Annotated in this window: 17 protein-coding genes; 9 read left to right on the forward strand and 8 right to left on the reverse strand. The window is 41.9% G+C overall.

Annotation, left to right across the window (positions count from 1 at the left end):
- Positions 1–252: 252 nt before the first annotated feature.
- A complete protein-coding gene (locus EC846_RS04945; protein WP_123774406.1) occupies positions 253–2,481 on the forward strand; it encodes a TonB-dependent receptor in 2,229 nt (742 codons plus the stop codon).
- A gap of 113 nt (positions 2,482–2,594) precedes the next feature.
- Here EC846_RS04945 and ybaK read toward each other — a convergent pair whose 3' ends face one another.
- On the reverse strand, positions 2,595–3,062 hold the full coding sequence (gene ybaK / locus EC846_RS04950) for a Cys-tRNA(Pro) deacylase (protein ID WP_123774407.1): 468 nt from the start codon (positions 3,060–3,062) through the stop codon (positions 2,595–2,597).
- 166 nt (positions 3,063–3,228) lie between these two features.
- On the opposite strand from ybaK, the gene EC846_RS04955 reads away from it, so the two are divergent.
- Together EC846_RS04955 and EC846_RS04960 are read left to right on the forward strand one after the other, a co-directional pair.
- Positions 3,229–3,534 carry a hypothetical protein gene (locus EC846_RS04955; RefSeq protein ID WP_123774408.1) on the forward strand — a complete coding sequence of 102 codons (306 nt, stop codon included), beginning with the start codon at positions 3,229–3,231 and terminating at the stop codon, positions 3,532–3,534.
- A 194-nt stretch (positions 3,535–3,728) separates the two neighbouring features.
- Positions 3,729–5,102 carry an ABC1 kinase family protein gene (locus EC846_RS04960; RefSeq protein WP_005257374.1) on the forward strand — a complete coding sequence of 458 codons (1,374 nt, stop codon included), beginning with the start codon at positions 3,729–3,731 and terminating at the stop codon, positions 5,100–5,102.
- An 86-nt stretch (positions 5,103–5,188) separates the two neighbouring features.
- Here EC846_RS04960 and pobA read toward each other — a convergent pair whose 3' ends face one another.
- The gene (gene pobA, locus EC846_RS04965; RefSeq protein WP_123774409.1) at positions 5,189–6,397 is read right to left on the reverse strand and encodes a 4-hydroxybenzoate 3-monooxygenase; all 1,209 of its coding nucleotides are present in this window, start codon (positions 6,395–6,397) and stop codon (positions 5,189–5,191) included.
- Between the two features lie 142 nt (positions 6,398–6,539).
- Between pobA and pobR the strand changes: the two genes are divergently transcribed.
- From pobR to EC846_RS04995, 6 genes are all read left to right on the forward strand, one after another.
- Positions 6,540–7,355: an IclR family transcriptional regulator PobR gene (gene pobR, locus EC846_RS04970; protein ID WP_004772043.1), complete on the forward strand. Its 816-nt coding sequence runs from the start codon at positions 6,540–6,542 to the stop codon at positions 7,353–7,355.
- 312 nt (positions 7,356–7,667) lie between these two features.
- Complete coding sequence (locus EC846_RS04975) at positions 7,668–9,098, forward strand: gamma-aminobutyraldehyde dehydrogenase (RefSeq protein ID WP_123774410.1); 1,431 nt, start codon at positions 7,668–7,670, stop codon at positions 9,096–9,098.
- 27 nt (positions 9,099–9,125) lie between these two features.
- Complete coding sequence (locus EC846_RS04980) at positions 9,126–9,896, forward strand: nuclear transport factor 2 family protein (RefSeq protein ID WP_123774411.1); 771 nt, start codon at positions 9,126–9,128, stop codon at positions 9,894–9,896.
- A gap of 56 nt (positions 9,897–9,952) precedes the next feature.
- The gene (locus tag EC846_RS04985) at positions 9,953–10,672 is read left to right on the forward strand and encodes a FadR/GntR family transcriptional regulator (protein WP_004772040.1); all 720 of its coding nucleotides are present in this window, start codon (positions 9,953–9,955) and stop codon (positions 10,670–10,672) included.
- 67 nt (positions 10,673–10,739) lie between these two features.
- Positions 10,740–11,447 (forward strand): cache domain-containing protein, encoded by a 708-nt coding sequence (locus tag EC846_RS04990; protein WP_123774412.1) that lies wholly within the window; start codon positions 10,740–10,742, stop codon positions 11,445–11,447.
- A gap of 151 nt (positions 11,448–11,598) precedes the next feature.
- Positions 11,599–12,930 (forward strand): APC family permease, encoded by a 1,332-nt coding sequence (locus EC846_RS04995; protein WP_123774413.1) that lies wholly within the window; start codon positions 11,599–11,601, stop codon positions 12,928–12,930.
- A gap of 124 nt (positions 12,931–13,054) precedes the next feature.
- On the opposite strand, the gene EC846_RS05000 is transcribed toward EC846_RS04995, so the two are convergent.
- From EC846_RS05000 to EC846_RS05025, 6 genes are all read right to left on the reverse strand, one after another.
- Positions 13,055–14,026, reverse strand: a complete 972-nt coding sequence (locus tag EC846_RS05000; RefSeq protein WP_123774414.1) for an alpha/beta fold hydrolase — start codon at positions 14,024–14,026, stop codon at positions 13,055–13,057.
- Positions 14,027–14,325: 299 nt separating this feature from the next.
- Complete coding sequence (locus tag EC846_RS05005) at positions 14,326–14,925, reverse strand: gamma carbonic anhydrase family protein (protein ID WP_123774415.1); 600 nt, start codon at positions 14,923–14,925, stop codon at positions 14,326–14,328.
- Positions 14,906–15,871, reverse strand: coding sequence for a phenylacetic acid degradation operon negative regulatory protein PaaX (gene paaX / locus EC846_RS05010; protein WP_123774416.1), 966 nt, complete (start codon positions 15,869–15,871; stop codon positions 14,906–14,908). Before paaX ends, EC846_RS05005 begins: the two co-directional genes overlap by 20 nt.
- 60 nt (positions 15,872–15,931) lie before the next feature.
- Complete coding sequence (gene paaK, locus EC846_RS05015) at positions 15,932–17,221, reverse strand: phenylacetate--CoA ligase PaaK (protein ID WP_062847335.1); 1,290 nt, start codon at positions 17,219–17,221, stop codon at positions 15,932–15,934.
- A gap of 52 nt (positions 17,222–17,273) precedes the next feature.
- Complete coding sequence (pcaF, locus tag EC846_RS05020; protein WP_123774417.1) at positions 17,274–18,485, reverse strand: 3-oxoadipyl-CoA thiolase; 1,212 nt, start codon at positions 18,483–18,485, stop codon at positions 17,274–17,276.
- A gap of 12 nt (positions 18,486–18,497) precedes the next feature.
- Positions 18,498–20,036: a 3-hydroxyacyl-CoA dehydrogenase gene (locus tag EC846_RS05025; protein WP_123774418.1), complete on the reverse strand. Its 1,539-nt coding sequence runs from the start codon at positions 20,034–20,036 to the stop codon at positions 18,498–18,500.
- Positions 20,037–20,038 lie beyond the last annotated feature (2 nt).

Genomic DNA, 20,038 nt, shown 5'->3' on the forward strand with positions numbered 1-20,038 from the left:
TTTGTGATTTTAAAATCCTATAAATAACAGTGCACTAAAACAAAAACAGCCCAAAATGATGACTTTAATTGCACAAAACATCAAAAATTAGCTCAGTTATGCCTTTCTAGAATGCTTCATCTGACTTATTGCCCTTCTCTTGCATCACTTTATAAAAATGATCACTTTTCGCCGTTGTACTGTTCCCTATTTTCTCCACTATAATGCCGAAAATTTAAAAATCCTTCTCAGGGCGAGATCACAGGAACAATGATGAAAAGCAATAAAAGACGGCATCACACATCAGATGCAAAAAATATTATTCCACTTTTATCCATGAGTGGATTTATTTTATTTTCAAACGCTTCTTTTGCCGCAGCTTCAACCGAAGCAACACTTTCAGACAATAAGACTGAACAATTACCAACAATTACAATTACTGCTTCACGCTCAGATGAACTCTCCTCTTCTGCCAAGCAAGTCACTCGACTCGATGAACAGCAAATTGAACTTTTGAAAAATGCCTCATCGGGCAACATTGCCACTGTACTCGCCAAAGTCGTGCCTGGCTTATCCGATTCCAGTCGCACCATTACCGATTATGGGCAAACCTTACGCGGCCGTAATGCACTGATTCTGGTCGATGGCGTCCCGATGACTCTCACCCGTGATACTTCAAGAGGGCTTTCTGCAATAGATCCTGAGAGTATCAGCAATATTGAAGTGATACGTGGAAGTAATGCGATCTATGGTAGTGGAGCTGCGGGCGGAACCATTTCGATTACGACAAAAGCGGCAGGCGGTGAGCCGAGCGCCAAGACCGTAATTGGGTTACAAAGTTCACTGACCAATCCTCGTTCGGATGCCTTAAGTGGAGACATTCATCAATATTTTTCAGGTAGTTTGAACGATTTCGACTATGCACTGGATTTTGGTTATCAACACATTGGCAGCCCTTACGATGCGCGAGGTAAACGGGTTGCACCAGAACCAAGTCAGGGCGATCTTTTCGATGCGGATGCCTATAGCATTGGCGCTAAACTTGGATATCACATTGATGATAATCAGTACCTGCAACTTGCCGCGAATTATTATAATGCGGAACAAGATTCTGACTATGCTTCTGATCCAAGCGTTGCCCAATTACCCCCAGGCAGTGTCCCTGCAAAGGCAATCAAAGGATTGAAATTAAAAGAACAGAATAAAAATGAAAACCAGATTTATAATCTGACTTATAGCCATAAAGATTTGTTCGGCAATAAGGTAGATGCTCAAATCTATTATCGAGACTTTTTCACCCGCTTTTCGCCATTTGATGCCCGTAAAGTCCCTACCCGAGGTGGACAGGTCGATCAGGTTTATCAAGGAAATAGTGTATTGGGCAGCCGCTTGACTGTAAGTACTCCGCTTGAGTTTCTTGGAGATAGCTCTCTCGTGTGGGGTGGCGACTTTAGCCGTGAAAAGAGCGAAATGCCGCTGGATACTTTCGATCAGAATATCTATGACCAATCTGGTGGCCTAGAATTCGTGAAAAATGGAAAGCTGATTTATTTACCTGAGCTCACCACTCAAAGTATGGGTGCATTCGCTCAATTAAAACATCGATTTAACGATCAATGGTCAGCTGAGGTCGGCACGCGCTATGAAGACAGCTATGCAAAAATTGATAGTTTTGTGCCTTTGTCCCAGCTCAAAGAACCTGATCCCGATACCGTCCAAGGTGGTAAAGTAAAGGCTGATGCATGGTTGTACAATGCCAACCTTACTTTCTCACCAAATGACGAACATTCGATTTATGCCTCATTTAACCAAGGTTTTCAGTTACCTGATGTGGGTGTGGTTATTCGTAATGCAGGAAAAGATTTTGACTTAGGCTCGTCATTCTTAGAACCTATCAAAGTAGATAATTATGAACTGGGCTGGAATGGCCATTTCAATAATTTTAGCTCAAGTTTAGCCGTATTCCATTCCACGTCCGATCTGGGTGGCGTGCAATCCTTTGGCAATGGATTAATTTTGACCCGAACCAAGGAAAAAGCGACTGGTGTAGAAGCTACTCTGGATTATCTTGAAGATGCCAAAGTCTGGGGCGCTGGCGGTAGCATTACCTGGATGAAAGGTCGTGAAACCCCGCAAAATAGTCATACTGAACAGCATATGACAGGTTTCCGTATCCCGCCGTTAAAAGTTACTGCCTATATTTCCTATAGCCCGACCAATACGTGGACCAACCGTATTCAGGCGACATATTTCGGTGCAGAAGATTATCGTCTCAATGGTAACAATGGCTTCGGTCGCTATGATGTCAAATCCTATACCACAGCGGATTTAATCAGCAGTTTTGCCATCAATAAACAGGATACGGTAACAATTGGAATCGAAAATATGTTCAACCGTGAATACTATCCGCTTTATAGCCAGCTGATGCGAAATAGTAATAATACCAGTCACTTACTCGCGAGTGGCATAACTACTAAAATATCTTATACACATAAATGGTAATTCAGAAGCTCAAATACGATAGATATCTTCTGATATCTATCGTTGTTCCAATCTTTAGCTTTTAATTATCGCAGTTGAATTAACAAGAACTTTAAAACTCAATATCAATATTTTTATAAATCAAGTACATCAACAAATTGAGCACCCAATAATTTCGCCAGATCCTGAGGATTTAATCCAATATCCAGTCCTCTTTTGCCCCCACTGACATAAATTTTGGCAAAATTTTGCGCCGTAGCATCAATCACGGTTTTCAGTCGTTTCTTTTGTCCTAAAGGACTAATCCCCCCAACCAGATAGCCAGTTAAGCGTTCAGCGTCTTTTGGATTGGCCATTTGTAATTTCTTACAGCTCACTGCTGCTGCAACCTTTTTCAGATTGAGTTGATGATTCACGGGTAAAATTGCAATAAAGTAATTTTTTTCATCTGTGACCATTAAGGTTTTGAACACTTCTTCAACCTTTAGATTCAACTTTTCTGCGGCTTCCAGCCCAAAACTTTTTGCATTGGCATCATGTTCATATTCATGAATTGAAAAGGGTATTTTATTTTTTTCTAACAACTTACAAGCGGGTGTCATATCTATTCAGTATTTTTGCTTTAAGGATAAAGTGAGATAAGTGTAGCACTTTAAAAATAAAAGATTAAATTTGCTTAGGCTATTTTGATCATAAATCTATTCTTGATAAATCATCAAACAACCTCATATATTTGCTAAAGATGAAATGCACAGGCTCAAACAATTCATGAGTTATAAACATAATAATTTGATGGCAATGCGCCAGAATTATTGGGACGATGAAAGCTCTTCTACAGTCCAAGCGGAAAAACAGTTTTTAAAAGACCTCCTCGTTGAAGAAAACGTTTTTAAAGATGCGACTTTAGACGACACCAAGTATTTTTTCTTTACGCTGCCCAGTATTATTATCGTGAAAGCTTATGCGCTCGGCTTTCATCACAGTCAGGTCAAACGAATGTTGATTAAACATATTCATACCCATCGAGCCGCACTCATGAAACGGGCAGCATTAAAAATTCAGTTTAAAATTTAGGACATATGTATACAAAAGCCAAAAGATAGATCTAAATTCTACTTAGGCTATTTGTGGACAATTCCCCTATTGCACAAATTTAGACTGATAATTCAAGAGATTGAACTATTTTAATACGTTCAAAAGCGGTAATATCCGCTACAATTCATCTCTCGGCTTTCAACCCTCCGATTTCAGCATAGGATTTTTCTTTCATGTCAGATCAGAACGATAAGCTTAAGAATCTAAAAACCTCCTCGGTGGATCGTCGCTTATCTATCGCAAAAGCGTCTTTACTTGCTGGAACACGTTGGGCAACTGCAAGTGCAACTTCTCTTTTCTCAAGTGAAGAAGAAAAAGAGAAGAAACGTAAAAAAGCCATGGCTGAACAGGCGCATTATTTAGTTTCTGAAATTGGCAAACTTAAAGGTTCAATCGTCAAAATTGGTCAGATGATGGCTCTATACGGCGAACATTTTTTGCCTGAAGAAATTACACAAGCATTAAATACCCTGAACAATCAAACCGTGGCCCTCGCCTGGCCTGCAATCAAGGCACATTTGCAAGATCAGTTAGGTTCAAAACTTGATGATTTAACCATCGATCATGAGCCGATTGGCACAGCTTCACTTGCTCAGGTTCATCGCGCGACCCGTAAATCTGATGGTCAGGAACTGGTACTTAAAATCCAATATCCTGGTGTGGCAGAAGCAATCGACTCAGACATGAATCTGTTCAAGAATATGCTAAAACTGACTCGGATGGTGCCGCAAACCCGTGAGTTTGATCAATGGTTTGACGAAGTTCGCGACATGATGCATCGCGAAGTGGATTATGCGATTGAAGCAGCGACTACACGTCGCTTCGCTGAACGTTTGAAAGATGATCCGCGTTATATCGTCCCACAGATTGTGGATGAATTCTGCGCTGAAAAAGTACTGTGTATGACGTTTGAACGCGGTGTCCCTGTGAATAGTCCAGTGATGCTTTCTCTGCCGCAAGAACGCCGCAACCAGTTGGGCGAAGCTTCTTTAGAGATTGCAGTGCGTGAGTTGTTTGAATGGGGCGAAATGCAGACCGATCCAAACTTTGGTAATTATCTGGTTCGTTTGGGTGATGGCAGTGAAGTCAACGATAAAATCGTTTTACTCGACTTCGGTGCAATTCGTCAGTTCGATAATAACTTGCTGACAGTCGCACGTAACCTGATTCAAGCTGGCTATGATCATGACAAAACTGCGATGGTCAAAGCCATGAAAGGTTATGAATTCTTTGATGGTATGCCAGAAAGCGTCAAACCGGGTATGGCAGATGTGTTCCTGATTGCAACGGAAGCCTTTAGCTGTCCAGAAAATAATCCAGATATGCCTGCGGGGATTATGGATGATCAAGACCGTTATGACTGGAAAAAAAGCCAGCTCCATAGTCGTGTGATGCAACAGGCTGGACAATCAATGGCTTCCCGTTATTTCTCGGTTCCACCAAAAGAATTTATGTTTATTAGTCGTAAATTCATTGGTGCCTACACCTTTATGACCGTAATTGATGCAAAAACCAATGTCCGCAAAATGATTCGTCAATTTGCTTAATCAATCATTTCCTGTGAAATGAGAAAAAGCCTGTCCATTCATATGCACAGGCTTTTTTAATCTCTATTAATCAGAAAGTTATGCTGTTAAGCACAGGTTTCTGGCATTTTTTTAATTTCATATGGCAGTCCAACATAGTTTTCTGCCAAAGTCGTTCTACCTGCTGTCGAGCCTAAAATATAACTTAATTCTGCCTGCTTAATTTTATGGTCAAACTCGCTTTCCGTTTCGAAACGATGGAGCAAGTGTGTCATCCACCAAGAAAAACGTTCAGCTTTCCAGACGCGTTGTAAACATTTCTCAGAATATTCCTCAATGCCCTGACTCGAACCCTCAGTGTAATACTCAATCAACGCACTTGATAGATAAGCAATATCCGAAGCCGCCAGATTAAGACCTTTCGCGCCTGTTGGTGGAACAATATGTGCTGCATCTCCAGCTAAGAACATGTTTCCAAAACGCATTGGCTCGGTCACAAAACTACGTAATGGCGCAATACTCTTTTCGATAGATGCACCAGTGACTAAATGTTCACGGCTTTCAGGATCAAGACGACATTTCAATTCTTCCCAGAATCTATCATCTGACCAGTCTTCAACATGATCCGTCAATGGCACCTGTAAATAATAACGGCTACGGGTTTCTGAACGCATACTACACAATGCAAAACCACGTTCTGACTGTACATAGATCAACTCATCCGCAACGGGTGGTACATCAGCCAATACGCCTAACCAGCCAAATGGATAGACTTTCTCAAAGGTTTTAATTTTGTCCTCAGGCACACTGGCTCGACAAATACCGTGATAGCCATCGCAACCTGCAATAAAATCACACTGAATTTGAAAGGCTTTACCCTGATAGTCAAAATGTACCTGCGGTGCGTCATAAAAATCTTTGACTTGCACATTTTCCGCTTCATAGAACGATGTCAATTGTGCAGCTTCACGAGCAGCCATTAAATCTTTGGTGACTTCAGTCTGTCCATACACAGTGACTTGTTTACCGCCTGTGAGTGCAGACAAATCAACACGATGTTTCTGCCCGTTGGTTAATATTTCAATCCCTGAATGCGGTAATCCTTTCTCTTTTAAATGTTGATCTACACCAGCCTGTTTGAGTAAATCAACCGATACCTGCTCTAGTATTCCTGCACGGATACGCGAAGCCACATACTCAGCACTGCGTTGTTCAATAATGATGTGTTCAATGCCAGCTTTATATAGCAATTGACCCAGTAATAAACCCGCTGGGCCAGAACCGATAATTGCAACTTGTGTCTTTAAAATATCCATCACGTCATCCTTGTTATATGTCCTGACTTTTAAACTACTGCTTTTAAGTTTTGTATACGATGTATTCAAATCGAAAATAACCGTTTATCATTCCATGTATCCGAATAGCGGACAAAACATGCAAAATAACAAGGAAGGAAGGATGTCCTCTACCGATGCTTTTTTAGAGCACCCAAGTTCACACGAACGTATTCGTCAGGAAGACTATATTGCAGGTTTAGCCAAAGGTCTGGCCTTACTTGAAGCTTTTGGAATTGATCGCCAACGTTTGAACGTTACTCAAGTGGCTGAACGTACTGGCATTAGCCGAACAGCAGCACGTAGACATTTAAAAACTTTAAAATACTTAGGCTATTTGGAAACAGATGAGCATTATTTCTGGCTAACCCATCGAGTGTTACGTCTTTCTAGCTCTTATCTAAGTTCTGCCCATCTCCCTAAAATCGCCCAATCTTTTCTGAATCTTTTGTGTGCCCAAACCTCTTTAACCTTTTCTCTGGTGGTCTTGGATGACAATGAAGTAGTCCCGATTGCCCGAAGCTATCTTCCTCAACACGACAATTTGAGGGTCAGCCCTTATGGCATGCATTTAGGCAATCGCCTACCTGCACATGCCACATCGACAGGAAAGGTTTTATTGGCGGCGCTACCTGAACAGGCTCAACACGATTGGGTGAAAAGTTATGGCTTAAAGCGCTTAACACCTTTTACGATTATCGATGAAGCTACGTTTATTGACGTGCTGAAAAGCATCTCATTTTCGGACTATTGTCTATCAAAAGAAGAACATGAGTTGGGCGTGATTGCGATTGCAGTTCCTGTGCTGAATGCACAAGGTAAAGCCATTGCGGCGCTTAACTGTATGTCGCAAACCAATCGTGTACAAGAAGATTATTTAGTCCAGCAAATTTTGCCTTTACTGCGTAATACTGCTAATGAGCTACGCAATGTAATATAAAAATTAAATCCTTACGGCCCTTCTTTCTTTACTCATAAAGAACCCAATAAAGTTTATTGGGGGCATCAATCTTGTCTAAATATTCCTCACACATCAAATAAAGCCTTTTTAAGCAAAATGGGAAAGCGTCCATTTTTAGTAAAAAATCCCCAAGCCAGATTTAAATAAATATCAGCTGCTTAGCATTCTCATTTTTAAAAATCTCAATCTTTGCTCAAATTCCATGCAGAAAAAAAATTGACATAAATTTTAAAACATAATACATATAGTTTTATATGTTATATTTTAAAACCTAAAGACAAGGAACGACAGATGTCTAAAATTCAACTAAAACATTTTATTAACGGCGAATATGTAGAAGCAAAAGGAACGGATTATTTCGATCTGGTCAGTCCAGTAACAGGTCAAGTTTATGCTGCATCACCCAACGCAACAGATGCAGAAGTAGATGCCGCTTATGCAGCAGCAAAACAGGCCTTTAAAATCTGGGGGCGCAGTACTCCCGCTGTTCGTCAAAAGGCTTTACTTGATTTAGCAGATGCAGTGGAAGCAAATGCAGAACGTCTAATCGAAGCACAAAGCCGTAATACTGGACAATTAAAGCATTTAATCGCCTCTGAAGAAGTGGCGATTTGTGCAAATCAGATTCGTTTCTTTGCGGGTGCAGCTCGCCTACTCAATGGTTCAGCAACAGGTGAATATTTAGAAGGTTTGACCTCAAGCATCCGTCGTGAACCTGTCGGTGTGGTTGGTCAAGTGACGCCTTGGAATTATCCATTAATGATGGCGGTCTGGAAAATCGCGCCTGCTTTGGCGGCTGGTAATACTGTGGTTTTGAAACCAAGCGACACCACACCTGAAAGTACCCTGCTTCTGGCAGAAATTGCAGCACCGTTTTTTCCTAAAGGCGCGTTCAACGTACTCTTAGGTCAAGCCAATGTTGGCTCTAAAGTGGTTTCACATAAAACCCCTGCACTCGTTTCAATTACAGGCTCGGTACGTGCTGGTTTACAAGTTGCCGCTTCTGCCGCTGCCAACTTAGCCAAAGCGCATCTTGAACTGGGCGGGAAAGCGCCAGTCCTCGTATTTGCCGATGCAGATATTGATAAAGCAGTAGAAATGATTGCCATGACAGGTTTCTTTAATGCCGGTCAAGACTGCACCGCAGCGACACGTGTGATCGTGGAAGAATCTGTGCATGATGAGTTTTTAGCAAAACTGGTGGAAGCAGCAAAAAATACACGTTTCGGTGAGCCAGATGACCAAGATGCACTTTATGGCCCATTAAATAACGCCAATCAACTTAAAAATGTGCAGTCGTTTATTGAAAACCTACCCGCACACGCAAAAGTCGAAACTGGCGGTAAACATGCCAATCGTCCAGGTTTCTATTTCGAAGCAACCGTAATTAGCGGTTTACAACAACAAGATGAAGCCATTCAAAATGAAATCTTTGGCCCTGTCATCACGGTTCAGAAATTTAAAGATGAAGCGGATGCCATTGAAAAAGCCAATGATGTTGACTATGGCCTTGCTTCAAGTGTCTGGACCACCAACCATGCCCGCGCAACCCGTCTATCACGCGAGTTAGATTTTGGTACAGTCTGGATCAATACCCATATTCCATTAACTGCTGAAATGCCACACGGTGGTTTCAAGAAATCTGGCTATGGCAAAGACTTATCAGGTTATGGGTTTGAAGAGTACACGCGTATCAAACATGTTATGAGTTCAAATGACTAAGGCACAAGATACAGATAGGAGCATAGAATGGATATTCAGGAAGCCAAACGCTTTGTTAGTCAGGCTCATCATGTCTTGTTTAATTTACATGATCCTCGTGCTTTAGACCGTTATTTTTCTAAAGACTTTATTGAGCATTCACCACTGGTTGCAGATGGCCTTTCTGGTCTTCGTCAACTGATTCAGGATTGTCCAGACATTCGCCACGAACCGATTCGTGTACTGGGTGACGGTGACTTAGTGGCAATCCACGGTCGTTTTCATGGTTTAGATGAAACGCCTTTGGTCGGTTTTGACATCTATCGGGTTAAAGATGGCAAGATCGTTGAGCATTGGGATGGTTTGGTGCCTGAAGCCCACCCAAATATCAGTGGACGTACCCAACTGGATGGCCCGACCCAGATTGATCATCATGCCGATCGAGAAGCAAACCGTAAAATCATCCGAGATTTTTTTCAAAAGGCCTTGATTGACGGGGATTATGAAGCGTTCAGAACCTATACGGACGGCGATCATTTTCTGCAACATAGTCCTGATATTGGTGACGGGGTAAATTCCGTCATTGATTTCCTGAACAAAATCCGTAATCAAGGTGAAGGTTTGGTATACTCCAAAACGCACCGAAGCATTGCCGATGGTCAGTTTGTGCTGACCCATTCAGAAGGAAGTATTGCTGGAAACAGACATGCCTATTTTGAATTGTGGCGTCTGGAAAATGGCAAAATTGCGGAACTTTGGGATGCAATCCCTGCTGTTCCAGAAGATGAAAAGGCAATACACAGCTTTGGCGTGTTTTAATCCATGATCCGTATCATTAAGCGAAGTCATTCAGCTTCGCTTTTAGAGAACTAGCTATGTCAGCATATACGATAATCTTTGCACCGATCACACAATCGACCCGTTCTGAACAGGTGGTTGAACGTTTGGAGAATGCGATTATCTCAGGACTGCTCAAAAGTCAGGAACAGCTTCCGAATGAAGCTGACCTAGCTCGTTTAATGGGTGTTTCGCCGATCACCGTGCGTGAAGCGCTCACAACCTTGCGGGTGAAAGGCTTAATTGATACACGACGTGGCCGAAATGGCGGAAGTTTTGTATGTGAATTACCTGCAGATTTACGCCTAAGCCTGCATCCTTTACGTCAGGCATCCAGTGAATATCTGGCTGATCTTGGTGAGTTTCATAGTGCAATTTTAAGTCATAGTGCTTATTTGGCCTCACAAAGAACCACCGAAGATGAGCTAGGTAAAATCAAGGAAATGGTTGAACAATTTCATCAGGCCAGTGAAGCGGACATACGAGCGCAACTGGATTTACGCTGTCTGCTCACCTTGACCTCATTTGCCCAATCAGCGCGACTGGCCAATCAGGAACTCTCGATACAGGCAGAATGGGCCCCCCTTATTGCTGTTTTGTACCAAGATGATGTCTTTCATCAAGCAGTTGTAGATCAATACCATAAAATTTTGTCATCATTTACTCAAGGAAATGAGGATGAAGCAGTTCTCCAGACGAGAAAAATCATCACTATGCAAACGGATCAAATGCTCCAATACAAGTTATCAATCAATTAAAAACAGTAACAAAGGGATATCTAAAAAGTATAGATCTCAAAAATATGGAATTTTAGGAGTTATCGGAATGACCCAACAGACACCAATAGAAGAGCTTCAAAAGCTGCTTGAGCAAGTCACTCAAGAGACTTCTACTCTGGCAGAACTTCTTGCCAACAAAGCGAGTCAGATTCTAGCCAAAGATAAAACAGGAAAGCTTAAAGACATCAAACTGTCTACCGCTGAACGTAAACAACTCCAGCAGGAAATCAAGCTTGCCTTGCATCAAAGCCAGTATAGTCAAGGTATGGGCTTTGCCAGCTATAGTCCTGCAACAAGCACGGAGCAAGAATACTGGACACTGGAATGGTGGTATAAAAAAGAAAATCAATTACAGCAAGCACAGCTTGAAAACTACCAGAATGCACAACGCTTTCTGGATTTCCGTACTTTTGAATGGTTCCAGCAACCTGCGAAAAATAAACAACCCTGTACTTATGGGCCTTATGTCGACTATATCTGCAATGGCGCTTATACCATTACTATGGCCCATCCTGTGATGATACAGGATCAATTCGTTGGTGTTATTGCTATTGATGTACTGGTCTCTGCACTAGAGAAAGTGTTGCTTCCGAAGCTAAAAAATATCAAACAAAAAGCCGTCATTACCAATAATATTGCCCGCGTCATCACCTCGAATGACATTAGCATCCGAACTGGGACACTTCTCAAGAACTTGACTCATAAGTCTTTGAATAGCTTACCGAGTCAGACGCTCCAGTTAGTCATGATTTAGCGTTAATCAGACCTCAATTCAACGTTTAACGCCTACGCTCCTCTAAATCTCTAATTTTTTGGCTTGCTACAACGAGCCAAGGGATTTTTTTGCCTAAAAATTACATGTGCTTTTCTAGATAGAAAACAACAATAGATCAGGTTGCAACAATATGGAACAACAATCTGCTTCATTTAAAAAACTCTCATTATGGCAAGTGACTGTGATCGGCATTGCTTATATGACCCCGATGACAGTATTTGATACCTTTGGCATTGTGTCAGGCATCACTCATGGTCATGTGCCCTTGGCTTACTTATTGGCTCTCACCACAATGCTGCTGACGGCTTTTAGTTATGCACGATTTAGCAAACATTCTGAAAAAGCTGGTTCTGCCTATACCTACACCGCGGAAAGCATTGGGCCTAAAAGTGGTTTATTTGTGGGCTGGTGTACCTTACTCGACTATTTATTATTGCCTTTAATCAATGTCTTGCTGGCAGCTATTTATTTAACCGCCCTCATTCCCAGTGTTCCGTACTGGTGTTGGGTCATTGTCTCGGCTGGACTGGTCACGTTAGTCAATTGCTTCAGGATTCGTCTACTCGCCAACTTAAGTCTGATTTTTGTGTTTGCACCCATTATCCTCATGATCATTTTTGTGTATCTGGTGATTCAAGGCATTGGAAGCACGCAAGGTTATGAATATGTGCTCACCTTGAATCCTTTATGGACAGACCCACAGGAGTTATTGCCGCTGGTTGCAGGCGCATCGGTACTATGTTTTTCTTTTCTCGGTTTTGATGCGGTTACCACGCTGTCGAATGAAAGCAAGAATCCGACTAAGACGATTCCTTATGCGGTTCTTCTGACTACGCTTTTTGGTGGCTTGATCTTCTTTACCGCATCTTGGTTCATTCAACTGTATTATCCTACCAATGCGCGTTTCCAACATCCGTCAGAAGCATTGCCAGAAATCGTTCTGTATGTCGGCGGCGCATTATTTCAGTCAATTTTCCTGTGCGGACAAATTATGAATACGGTGGCTTCTGGTCTTGCCTCACATGCCAGTGCCTCTCGCTTACTCTATATCATGGGCAAAGATAATATTTTCCCTAAAAAGTATTTTGGCACGCTACATGCCTCACTTGGCACTCCATTTTTCTCGGTGTTATTTGTTGGATTTATTTCTTTAAGTGCCATGTTTTTGAATCTGGCTCAAGTGATTAGCCTGATCAGCTTTGGTGCTCTGGTTGCATTTACCGCTGTTAATTTTTCAGTCTTTGTCCGCTTTTATATCAAGGAAAAACAACGTTCAGGATTTAGAAATAAATTTTTTAATCTTTTCTTACCACTACTTTCGGTCATTAGCATTGCTTGTCTATGGATTAATCTTGATTCATCTGCTTTAAAATTTGGCAGTTTCTGGTTAGCGATGGGCGTTTTTCTGTTTATTTACAAGGTTCTCAGAAAACAAAAGATTCACTTAACCAATGCATATTGAGCAGGAATTTCAAATACGTCTATTTTGTTCCAACTCTTTAAATTATATTGATGACTTAAAAAAGTTACTGAGCAGCCCAGTAACTTTTTTGCTTAGATCCCATTAATATATGCACAAATTTTATCTATAAAGGCACTCCTTTAAAATAATCAATAATATAATCCGAGATAAGATCAGGTTCCTCTGAGCTGAGGGCATGTCCTGTATTTGGAATTTCAACATAAGTGACTTGATCTCCAAGTTCCTCTTTCAGCTTCTGCCCATTCAGTTCAGGAGGGGCAATAAAATCTTCCATCGCTTGAATAATGAGAAAGTTTTTTCCACCTGCCTTCTTGAAGAAATCACCATTCATCATTTGACCAGCGTTAATTTGTGCTAACGCCAGTTTAGGATACCAACCTGTATACCAAATACTTGGATCATTTCCAGGTGCGAAGAAAGCACACCGAATTGCATCTAATCGCTCTTGTCTTGGTAAACTCAAATCAAAGGATTTTAAAAGACAGGTTCTCTGTTCTTGATTTAAATCCTCATCTCCCCCTGAAGCCATCAGAACCAGTTTATCCACTGATTCTGGATATAAAGTAGCAATTGTTCGAGCTAAACGATTGCCAAAGGCATGTCCAATAAAGCTTGCTTTTTCAATGCCTAACTTATTAAATGTTTTAATAATATCCTGTGCAAACATACTCATAGAAGCATTTGCCGGTGTTAAGTCACCTTTACTATGCCCAATGCCTCTTGGCTGAATCAAAATAACTTGATAACCACTCTTTACCAGTCGAGTGGTAATGGTAGATTGATATTCTTCGGTGAAATCTTCAATACCTCTTCCCAGCGAAGGTAGAATTGTAACGTAATCCCCTTGTCCTTTGACCAGACTATAAATCCGTACATGACTTTCAGCATCACCATGTGCGACTAAAGTGTTGGTTTGAAGATATTTATTGACTTCAAACTTGTCCTGATTGGGGATTGAAGGTGAGTTTTCAACAACAGGAGTTCTTTCCCTATTGTCATTATTATCGCTGTCATTACAGCCTGTCAGACCGAAAGTAAAAACGAATGCACTGGCAATAAGTGTCTTCTTTAACATCTTGTATCCTTACAAATTGTTTATCATTTTTATCTTCCTCCATGTTTTGCTTTCTCAGCAAATACCGATCTAGGAGAAGATTCAAACTATAATTTTAATTAAAAAAGACTCTTTTAAAATCACTTAAACAGGACAAGTGATATCTTATTTAGGGCATATCTTTTATCTGTTTTGTTGTGATAATTCATTATTATTTTATATGTTAATGGTTAACATCAGAGGTTCATTCTTATATATCAAGAATTCCTCTCTTCTGAACTTTAAAATAAAATGCCCCATTATAAAAAGAGGTGGATTATTTATATGCTGGGTTTAATTTGGTGCTCTGACTGAAAATCCTGATAGGTCTTACGTTCAGCAGATTCTTCTGCCAAAGGTACAACTTCCTTCATCGTACTTAAACAACGCTGCACCAACTGAATATATTCCTGCGTACCTTTAATTTTCCAGTGTCTTTCTTTTTCAGAAAGTTCTCTGGCCACTTTTGCTGGACTGCCTAAAGCCAGAACATTGGCAGGGATTTGATCTTTAGTTTTCACCAAGCTATTGGCACCAATAATGGTATTTTCACCAATTTCCGCATAATCCAGAATGACACTGTTCATGCCAATCAAGACATTTTTACCGATACGACAACCATGCAACGTCGCAGCATGACCGATATGTCCCATTTCCTCAACCAGAGTGACACTTTGCGGAAAACCATGGATGATACAGTTGTCCTGTACATTGGCATTTTCCTTGATATGAATACGGCCAAAATCAGCCCGTAATGAAGCAAAAGGGCCAATATATACTCCAGCTTCAATAATCACATCGCCAATTAAAACAGCAGTGGGATGCACGAATGCGCTGGGATGGACAACGGGAATCACTCCATCAATACTGTAACAAGGCATCACTCACTCTCTCATTATTTTGGCTCAGACCGCCAAAGCGACGCCAGAAATGTGCGCTTGCATTTGGCATAGGCCCTTCCGATGTTGCAGCAATCGACAAAAAATAGTCATCCGCAGCTTCAAAGACTTTTTTATAGATATTCATGGATAAAGTACGGGCCTTGACTGCAGGCCAGTCTGCTGACAAAAGCTCTAATGGCAAAGCAGGATCTTTAAGTAAAATCCGACGGTAATAATGAATCAGTAAAGTCCGGATCTGAAAGGCTTGAACAGGTTCAATGCGCTCATCGTCCTGCATCAAGATTACTCCGATTTCCCGAAACATATCCAGAAATTGCAGGTAACGTTGACGCAACTCATCAATCGGCCAGTTGGTCTCTAACATACGGCTAATGGTATCGGTGGAGTTATTAAACAGCTGTAAAGTCTCCGCCTTAAATACCACCACCTGTTCACTCATATTCAGATCAACCAGCAACTTTTGTAACTGCAAGCGGTTAGATCCTGGATAAGCCATCAGATTGGTCGAAATATTGGCAAAACCTAGCCATTCCAGTTCTTTCTTCAAAAATGCTTTATTGTCTGTATCCAGACTCGACATCAAGATCAGATCCCAAGAATGATCCCATTCCTTCATCTGATCATTATAAATACGTTGCTCTGCTTGCAAATATTTTGATCTGCTGGCATCGGTAATACGATAAAAACTGGTTCTGCCAATCTTGTCTGAATCTAGCCAGTCATTTTTCACCAAGCGAAACACGGAAGTCCGTACAGCACGATCATTAAAATCAAACAGCTCCAGCAACTGAATCAAGCTGGCAAGACTAATATTACCGCCACGATGCAGCACCGAATCACCAAAAATGGTTGAAATGAGCGATGTACCGCTTAAGGTTTCATTCTGAATAATCGAATCAATAATTTGCTGTAGCTTTGCACTCATACTTTTATCTTGGCGTTTAAGATTCAGGATATAGATTCTATACCCTGAATGATCATAATGTTAAGCAATCTGGCGCATATCGATAACGCGTTTTGCTTTCCCCTCAGAGCGCGGCAAAGTCAGTTCATTCACCACCTCTACCGTTACTGAAATCCCGATCATGGTTTTAATACGTTGCATTAACTGCTGAGCCAGTTGCTGCGCCTGCATGTCACAGTTATGGCACATTTCGGTACGGATATGCAAAGTGTCCATGTGTCCTTTTTTCGCCACCAGAATTTCATAATTTGGCACCAGACTTGGAACCTGTAAAATCTGTTCTTCGATCTGGGTCGGGAAAACATTGACCCCACGAATGATGAGCATATCATCACTACGTCCTACGATCTTATCCATACGGCGCATGACGAGATTCTGGCCCGCCAATAAACGGGTTAAATCACGGGTACGATAACGGATGATTGGCAAACCTTCTTTGGTAATGGTAGTGAACACCAGTTCACCCAGCTCACCGTCCTTGCACACTTCACCAGTTTCAGGATTAATAATTTCAGGATAGAAATGATCTTCCCAAATGGTTAGTCCGTCACCTTCATTGAGGCATTGCATAGCAACACCAGGGCCCATAATTTCAGATAGACCATAAATATCCAGTGCTTTGATATTCAGGCGCTCTTCGATCTCACGGCGCAACTCTTTCGACCACGGCTCTGCACCAAAAATACCAACTTTTAATGAGGTATTACGCGCACTGCCCAACTGTTGCTCGAGTTTTTCAATAATGCTGACGCAATACGATGGCGTGACCATAATTGCCGTGGGTTTAAAGTCCTGAATCAGTTGTACCTGCTTCTCAGTCTGACCGCCTGACATCGGAATCACGGTGGCACCTAGACGTTCAGCACCATAATGCGCACCTAAACCGCCCGTAAACAGGCCATAACCATACGCCACCTGAATCATATCTTTGGCACTAAGACCAGCCATACGCAAGCAACGCGCAACAATATCCGACCAAGTATTGATGTCTTTTTGGGTATAGCCAACGACGGTTGGTTTACCTGTGGTGCCTGACGAGGCATGTAAACGCACAATCTGCTCTTGCGGAACGGCAAACATGCCAAATGGATAGTTGTCGCGTAAATCCTGTTTGGTGGTAAATGGAAATTTGGCCAAATCATCCAGTGTGACGAAATCATCTGGATGCACACCTGCATCATCAAACTTTTTCTTATAAACGGGACTATTGGCGTAAACATTACTCAATGTTTCTTTTAACCGTTTGGTTTGAAGCGCTCGTAACTCAGCAAGCGTCATTTTTTCTACGTCTTCTGTAATGAGGCTATCCACTGCCGTCTCTCCTATTTCGTTATATTATTCGAACCGTTTCGTTTCAATTAAATTAAGCTACATTTTCTAAAATCAGGGCGACACCTTGGCCTACACCGACACACATGGTGCAAAGTGCATACTTCCCTTTGCGTCTTTTCAATTCTCTGGTTGCGGTAATCACCAAACGCGTACCACTCATCCCAAGAGGATGACCCAATGCAATTGCACCACCATTGGGGTTTACACGCGTATCATCATCCTTGAGGCCTAATTCACGCATACACGCCAGCGACTGGGCAGCAAACGCTTCATTCAGCTCAATTACATCCATTTGATCCAGACTCAGACCCGTTTGTTTCAATAATTTTTGTACCGCAGGCACTGGACCGATGCCCATATATTTCGGTTCAACTCCTGCACTGGCAATCGCCACCACACGAGCTAACGGTGTTAAACCATGCGTATCTGCAAATTGGCGATTGGTCAGCAAAACACAAGCTGAGCCATCGTTTACACCTGATGCATTGCCTGCTGTAACTGAACCACCTTCTTTACGGAATGGTGCTTTTAATTTCGCCAAACTGTCCAGACTGGTATCCGCACGTGGATGCTCGTCTTGGGCAAACATTGTGATGTTCTTTTTACGATCTACTAATTCAACTGGCAAAATTTCTTCATCAAAAAAACCTGCCTGTTGTGCCGTAGCCACTTTTTGTTGACTACGAATTGCAAAGGCATCTTGATCCTGTCGGCTGATTTGATATTTTTCAGCCACATGTTCAGCCGTTTCTGGCATGCTATCTGTACCATATTGTGCTTTCATTTTTTTATTGATGAAGCGCCAGCCAATGGTCGTATCAAAAATCTCAGGACTACGCCCAAAAGCTTCGGTTTGCTTGGCTTGTACAAAAGGCGCACGACTCATCGACTCGACACCACCCGCCAGTACAAATTGTGATTCACCCGATTTAATCGACCGTGCTGCCAAACCCACTGCATCCAGTCCTGAAGCACAAAGCCGATTCACGGTCATGGCAGGAACCGCTTCTGGTAATCCTGCCAATAAGGTTGCCATACGTGCAACATTACGATTGTCTTCGCCCGCCTGATTGGCACAACCTAAAAATACTTCATCTAAATCCTGCCAAGGTAAATGTGCATGTTTTTCTTTTAAATGCTTGATAGGTAATGCAGCAAGATCATCGGTACGTACTGAACTCAATGAACCCGCATAGCGTCCAATCGGGGTACGAATAAAATCACAAATAAAAACGTCTTCCATGATCACTCCTGCTTATGCAAATGCGGTTAAATCTTTTGAATCGTTGGCCGTTACGCTTTGCTGCTGTGCCACGTATTGTTTGAGATAAAGACTTGCACGATATTTTTCTTCGCCATAAATGACATATAAATTATTGAGCGTTTGCAGCACATACTGCGCGCCCAATTGCATCATCCATTGATACGGCCCCTTAGGATAATTGACACCATATCTCATGGCATTATCAATATCTTCCATACTGGCAATACCGTGAAGACTGGCTTCACAGGCTTCATTGATCAGCAAGACAAGGGTACGTAAAGTTAATAATGCAGGATGGTCTGTAATCCAAATCACATGAATCTGATATTGAGCAAAAAATGCCTCAACTTTTGCCAGATCATCGGCTTGACACAACTGGTTGTGGCTCAGCACTACGGCTTGCGCCTTAGAAAAATCATGATGCCAATCCATCAATATCGTTTTACGACTTAGATAGTTCAGGTTGACAGATTCACCCTGACTTAACCGTAGATCAATATCATCCATCTGAATGATATTTTCTTCATTTTCAGTCCCACCATTCAGCGCTAGACGTGTTAATAGTTCAGGTAATTGAGACCATGCGCCTTTGACCTGAACATGTGCCTGAAAGGCTGTCGCTGTAATGGCTTGAGGCTGAAAAGTCGGATACTGATTTTTTTCATTGTAGTGATAGAAACCTTGCTTTGATTTACGCCCCCATGTACCCGCATCAACCAACTCTTTCTGAATCAAACTTGGACGATAACGCGGCTCATAAAAGAACGCTTCATAGACACTTTGGGTCACAGAAAAATTCACATCCTGCCCAATCAAATCGGTGAGTTCACATGGCCCCATCGCAAAACCACCACACTGCTTTAAGGCATAATCCAGCTGGTCATAAGTTGTGACCTGTTCCTGTAAAGCACGAAATGCTTCTGCGTAGAATGGACGGGCGATACGATTCACGATAAAACCCGGTGTTGATTTGGTCAGCACTGGAATCTTCTTCCAGTTCAGCATCAAAGTTTTTAATGCGTGACATAATCCTGCTGGTGTTTTTAAACCTTGCACAATCTCGACCAGTTTCATCACTGGCGCAGGATTGAAGAAATGCAGGCCCACGACACGTTCAGGTTGTGGAATCCCAGCCGCAATCGCAGTCACTGAAATTGAAGATGTATTGGTGGCAAAAATAGTGTGTTCGTTACAAATAGCTGCAAGCTGTTGAAACAAAGACTGTTTTACTTGCAGTTTTTCAACCACAGCCTCGATCACCAAATTCACATTAGCTAAATCATCTATACCATCAGCAATGCTTAAATGTGAACATGCCTGTTGAGCCTGTTCGTCCGTTATCTTGCCTTTTTCAACCAGTTTGGCAAAAGTCTGATGCAATCCATCAACCGCCTGATGGGTCTTTTCACGATCAAGATCGTAGAGAACAGTTGAATGACCATTCATGATCGCCAGTTGGGCAATACCGATGCCCATGGTTCCAGAGCCAATAACGGCGATGCGGGCATCAGATAAATCCAGATGAGTCATGC

The sequence above is a fragment of the Acinetobacter sp. BIGb0102 genome (assembly GCF_003815055.1).
Classification (GTDB): domain Bacteria; phylum Pseudomonadota; class Gammaproteobacteria; order Pseudomonadales; family Moraxellaceae; genus Acinetobacter; species Acinetobacter vivianii.

Bases quoted from the DNA above. Each gene is read 5' to 3' on its own strand.
- EC846_RS04945 (WP_123774406.1), top strand. From the start codon at position 253: ATGAAAAGCAATAAAAGACGGCATCACACATCAGATGCAAAAAATATT.
- ybaK (WP_123774407.1), bottom strand. From the start codon at position 3,062: ATGACACCCGCTTGTAAGTTGTTAGAAAAAAATAAAATACCCTTTTCA.
- EC846_RS04955 (WP_123774408.1), top strand. From the start codon at position 3,229: ATGAGTTATAAACATAATAATTTGATGGCAATGCGCCAGAATTATTGG.
- EC846_RS04960 (WP_005257374.1), top strand. From the start codon at position 3,729: ATGTCAGATCAGAACGATAAGCTTAAGAATCTAAAAACCTCCTCGGTG.
- pobA (WP_123774409.1), bottom strand. From the start codon at position 6,397: ATGGATATTTTAAAGACACAAGTTGCAATTATCGGTTCTGGCCCAGCG.
- pobR (WP_004772043.1), top strand. From the start codon at position 6,540: ATGTCCTCTACCGATGCTTTTTTAGAGCACCCAAGTTCACACGAACGT.
- EC846_RS04975 (WP_123774410.1), top strand. From the start codon at position 7,668: ATGTCTAAAATTCAACTAAAACATTTTATTAACGGCGAATATGTAGAA.
- EC846_RS04980 (WP_123774411.1), top strand. From the start codon at position 9,126: ATGGATATTCAGGAAGCCAAACGCTTTGTTAGTCAGGCTCATCATGTC.
- EC846_RS04985 (WP_004772040.1), top strand. From the start codon at position 9,953: ATGTCAGCATATACGATAATCTTTGCACCGATCACACAATCGACCCGT.
- EC846_RS04990 (WP_123774412.1), top strand. From the start codon at position 10,740: ATGACCCAACAGACACCAATAGAAGAGCTTCAAAAGCTGCTTGAGCAA.
- EC846_RS04995 (WP_123774413.1), top strand. From the start codon at position 11,599: ATGGAACAACAATCTGCTTCATTTAAAAAACTCTCATTATGGCAAGTG.
- EC846_RS05000 (WP_123774414.1), bottom strand. From the start codon at position 14,026: ATGTTAAAGAAGACACTTATTGCCAGTGCATTCGTTTTTACTTTCGGT.
- EC846_RS05005 (WP_123774415.1), bottom strand. From the start codon at position 14,925: ATGCCTTGTTACAGTATTGATGGAGTGATTCCCGTTGTCCATCCCAGC.
- paaX (WP_123774416.1), bottom strand. From the start codon at position 15,871: ATGAGTGCAAAGCTACAGCAAATTATTGATTCGATTATTCAGAATGAA.
- pcaF (WP_123774417.1), bottom strand. From the start codon at position 18,485: ATGGAAGACGTTTTTATTTGTGATTTTATTCGTACCCCGATTGGACGC.
- EC846_RS05025 (WP_123774418.1), bottom strand. From the start codon at position 20,036: ATGACTCATCTGGATTTATCTGATGCCCGCATCGCCGTTATTGGCTCT.